The 4,237-nt window shown below is 70.0% G+C and carries 4 protein-coding genes and 1 pseudogene; 1 reads left to right on the top strand and 4 read right to left on the bottom strand.

The annotated features are described in order from the left end of the window. A partial coding sequence (locus EHS43_RS38785) for an aspartate/glutamate racemase family protein (RefSeq protein ID WP_125195275.1) occupies positions 1 to 627 on the bottom strand: 627 nt, incomplete at its 3' end. Positions 628 to 632: 5 nt separating this feature from the next. Beyond that, on the bottom strand, positions 633 to 2,102 hold the full coding sequence (locus EHS43_RS38780; protein ID WP_125195274.1) for an NCS1 family nucleobase:cation symporter-1: 1,470 nt from the start codon (positions 2,100 to 2,102) through the stop codon (positions 633 to 635). 157 nt (positions 2,103 to 2,259) lie between these two features. Here EHS43_RS38780 and EHS43_RS38775 point away from each other — a divergent pair, with 157 nt between their 5' ends. Further along, positions 2,260 to 2,928: a GntR family transcriptional regulator gene (locus tag EHS43_RS38775; RefSeq protein ID WP_125195273.1), complete on the top strand. Its 669-nt coding sequence runs from the start codon at positions 2,260 to 2,262 to the stop codon at positions 2,926 to 2,928. Here EHS43_RS38775 and pip read toward each other — a convergent pair. Together pip and EHS43_RS38765 are read right to left on the bottom strand one after the other, a co-directional pair. After that, complete coding sequence (gene pip / locus EHS43_RS38770; RefSeq protein WP_125195272.1) at positions 2,925 to 3,893, bottom strand: prolyl aminopeptidase; 969 nt, start codon at positions 3,891 to 3,893, stop codon at positions 2,925 to 2,927. The genes EHS43_RS38775 and pip overlap by 4 nt on opposite strands. Before the next feature lie 9 nt (positions 3,894 to 3,902). Then, positions 3,903 to 4,199: pseudogene (locus EHS43_RS38765) on the bottom strand (uracil-DNA glycosylase); the annotation flags it as partial. Between the last annotated feature and the right edge of the window lie 38 nt (positions 4,200 to 4,237).

Genomic DNA, 4,237 nt, shown 5'->3' with positions numbered 1-4,237 from the left:
CTCCGCCAGCTTCACCGCCGCGCCCACCCCGTCGACCACCGGGAGCCCCAGCTTCTCCCCCACGGTCCGCTGCAGGCCGGTCATCCCGGCGCAGCCCAGCACCAGCACCTCGGCGCCCGCCTCCCGCAGCCGTTCAGCGGCCGCCAGGAACGCGGCCTCCGTGCGGTCGGCGTCGCCCAGGTCGAGAACCCCGAGCCCGGTCCCGACGACGGCGGCGCAGTTGCGGCCCACCCCGGCCAGCTCCAGGCTGTCCTCGATCTGCCCGCAGGAACGCTCAAGGGTGGTGACGACCCCGTAGCGCCGGCCGAGCAGACAGGCCAGATGGGCGGCGGCCTCGGTGATGTCGACGACCGGTACGTCCACCAACTCCCGGACGCCCTCCCGTCCGTGCTCACCGAAACCCGCCATGACGACCGCGTCGTAGGAAGGACCCTCGTACGTGCGCAGCAGGTCGATGACCGCCGCCGCGGAGAGGTAGCTGTCGAGCCAGCCCTCCGCGGACTCGGGACCCCACGCCGGGGTGAGCCCGAGCACGGTGGTGCCCGGGCCTGCCGCGGCCCGGGCACCTCGCACGATCTCCTCGGTCATCTCCTGCGTGGTGTTGCAGTTGGTGACGACGATCCGCACGTTTATCAGGCCTCCACAGCCTCGGGGACCGCACGAGCCGCTCGCTCGCCGCGGCACAGCAGCGCGTACAGGCCGGCCGCGAGGGCCGTACCGATGAACCAGGAGTAGGGGGCCACGTCGCTGAAGGTCTGCACCAGGGCGAGAACACCCGCGACGGCGGCCGCCGGCAGGAACGCCCACAGGGCCTTCGGGTTGACGCCCTTGCGGTAGTAGTAGCGGGAGCCGGGTTCGGCCTTGAAGAGTTCGTCGACGTCGACGCGGCCCTTCTTGACCCAGTAGTAGTCGAGCATGATCACGCCGAACAGCGGGCCGAGGAAGGCGCCGAGGCCGCCGAGGAAGTAGTTGACGACCGTGGGGTTGGAGAAGAGGTTCCACGGGGTCACGACCAGGGCCGCGACCGTGCTGATCATGCCGCCGACCTTGAAGGTGATCTTCTGCGGCCAGACGTTGGCGAGGTCGTAGGCCGGTGAGACGAAGTTGGCGACGATGTTGACGCCCATGGTGGCGATGGCGAAGGTGAGCGCGCCCAGGACCATCACCCAGGTGTTGCCGACCCTGGCGACGAGCTCGGCCGGGTCGGTGATGGCCTGACCCCAGACCTCCAGCGAGCCCGCGGTGACGATGACCGAGACGACCACGAAGGCCGTGGAGTTGATCGGCAGGCCCCAGAAGTTGCCGCGGCGGACGGTCCGGTAGTCCGGCGCGAAGCGGGAGAAGTCGCAGAAGTTGAGCATCAGCGTGCCGTAGGTGGCGAGGATCAGCCCGATCGCGCCGAACCACTGCCGCCACTGCTCGCCCACCGAGACCGGGTGCGGGGTGCTGGTGAGCGAGATGCTCCAGCCGGCCTTGGCCAGCACCCAGACCGCCAGCGCGATCATGACCAGCCAGATCGCCGGGCCGCAGAAGTCCTGGAACTTGCGCACCGACTCCATGCCCTGGCTGATGATCAGCGCCTGGACGAGCCAGAGGGAGAGGAAGGAGACCCAGCCGAGCGCGTCGAGTCCGAGGAACGAACTGTGCGTCCAGGACTCCAGCCCCGGCCAGGCGGCCAGCAGCATCACGTTGACCGCGACGGAGGCGAGGTAGGTCTGGATGCCGTACCACATGATGGCGATCACGGCCCGGATGAGGGCCGGGACGTTGGCGCCCCACACACCGAAGCTGATGCGGCTGACCACGGGGAACGGCACGCCGTGGCGCTGGCCGATCCTGCCCATCCAGTTCATGCCGACGTAGATGAGCACGAAGCCGACGAGCAGGGAGGTGAAGACCTGCCACACGTTCATGCCGAGGACCAGCAGACCGGCCGCGAAGGTGTAGTTGCCCAGGTTGTGGACGTCGGACATCCACATGGCGAAGAGGTCGAAGACCTTCCAGTTGCGCTTGCCCGCGGGGGCGAGGTCTTCGTTGGTGAGGCGGGGATCGGGGACGAACGCTGCTGTGCCGGTGGCTTCGGCACTGTCGGCGAGGGACACAGGGCCTCCAAGGACGGGGGACAGGAGGATGGCGGCCGCCTGGCATCCGGTTTTGGTATACCAAACTGCCGACATGGTCCCGCCGTCAAGAGTTCCGACCGATGTCGTGTCCGTTAAGGCTTCGTAAAACAGCTCGGGCGTCGGCGAAGATGGCTCCATGAGCTCCACGACGAACATCGAGCCGCTCGGCGCCGTCCGCGAACGCGTCCTGGCCACCCTGCGGCAGGAGATCATCGCCGGTGGACTGCGGCCGGGCGACCGGCTGGTCGAGCGGGAGCTCGCCGAGCGCTTCGGGGTCTCCCGGGTGCCGGTTCGCGAGGCGATCCGCGCGCTGGTCGCCGAGGGGTTCGTCCACTTCGAGACCCCGCGCCGCACGGTCGTGCGGCGACTGACCCCGAAGGACGTCAAGGAGCTCTTCGAACTGCGCGAGGCCCTGGAGGTCTACGCGGCCGGTCTGGCGGCGGCCCGGGCGACCCCGCAGGACCTCGCCGAGGTGGAGCGCCTCCTCGACCTCGCGGCGGCCGCGACCGAGGCGGGCGACGCGGAGACCATCACCGACGTCAACAGCCGTCTGCACGACAGCATCGTGGCGATGGCCCGCAACAGCCTGCTGGTCGAGGCGCTGGAACCGGTTGCCGGACGGCTGCGCTGGATGACCCGGCGCAACGAGGAGTGGCCCCAACTCCTCCTCGAACACCGCGACTTGTACGAGGCCATCGCCTCCGGCGACCCGGACCGGGCCCGCGCCCACGCCCTCGCACACGTGCGGACGAACTACGAGTCGACGGTACGGCAGCTGTTCGGGGACGCGGCGGAAATGATCTAGGCGTACGTCCGGCGGACGTACTTGTCGGTCGCCGCCACCATCGCGGCCACCCCCAGTTCCCCGGCGTTGTGCCCGCCGCCGTCGATCACCGTCAACTCACTGCCCGGCCAGGCGTGGTGGAGCCGCCAGACGGTACCGAGCAGATTGCCGAGGTCGAGACTGCCCTGGACCAGGGTGCCGGGGATGCCCTTCAGCAGCGGCGCGTCCCGCAGCACGACACCCTCGTCGTTGCCCTCGCCCAGGAAGTGGTCGTTGCCCCAGTAGTGGGTGACGGTCCGGGCGAACCCCTGGCGGAACACCGGGTCCTCGTAGCGCGGCACCGACCGCGGCGGCGCGGACTCGATCGCGGTCTCCCAGTCGGTCCACGCCCGCGCCGCCCGCTCGCGCACCGCACGGTCGGGCGATTCGAGCAACCGGTTGTAGGCCGCGGCGAGGTTCCCCTCCCGCTCCGCGACAGGCAGCTCCCCGACGAACCGCTCGAACGCCTCCGGGAAGATTTTCCCAAGTCCCCTGGTGAGCAGGGCCACTTCAGGACCGGAGCCGGTCGCCACCCCGGTCAGCACGAGTTCCGTCACCACGTCCGGATGCGTCTGCGCGTACCGCAGCCCCAGCACCGACCCGAACGAGATGCCCCACACCAGCCACCGCTCGATCCCCAGATGCCGCCGCAGCAGCTCCAGGTCCGCGATGAGATGCGGCACGGTGTTGACGCTCATGTCGGTGTCGTACGCGCTCGCGTGCGGGATCGACCGCCCGGCACCCCGCTGGTCGAGGAGCACGATCCGGTACGCGGCGGGATCGAACAGCCGCCGCGCCCACGGCGTGCACCCCGACCCCGGCCCCCCGTGCAGCACCACCGCGGGCTTGCCGTCCGGGTTCCCGCAGCTCTCCCAGTACACGTGGTTGCCGTCGCCGACGCCGAGCATGCCGTGATCGTACGGTTCGATCTCCGGGTACAGAGGCATCCGGCGACCCTAACCGTCGTACGGCGGCCCCGTCCCCTCGATTTCGGCGGTACGGCCCCGCAGTCCCGCCGCCTCGGCCGCTGTGCGCAGTACGTCCCGGAGCATCCCGGGGGTGAGCTTGCCGGTGAAGGTGTTGCGCTGGCTGACGTGGAAGCAGCCGAAGAGTTCGAGGCCGTCGAGCGGGACGCGTGCCCCGTGTCCGAAGACGGGCCGCGGCCGGGGCACGCTCCAGCCGGCCTCCGCGAAGGCGGGGAGCGCGGCCTGCCAGCCGAACGCGCCGAGCACGACGACGGTACGGAGGGTGGGACCTGGCTCTTATACACATCTGACGCTGCCGACGAAGG

The sequence above is a fragment of the Streptomyces sp. RP5T genome, from assembly GCF_003933965.1.
Taxonomy (GTDB): Bacteria; Actinomycetota; Actinomycetes; order Streptomycetales; family Streptomycetaceae; genus Streptomyces.
Note: the sequence above shows the minus strand (reverse complement) of the source record. Positions and strands in the feature narration are given on the sequence as shown.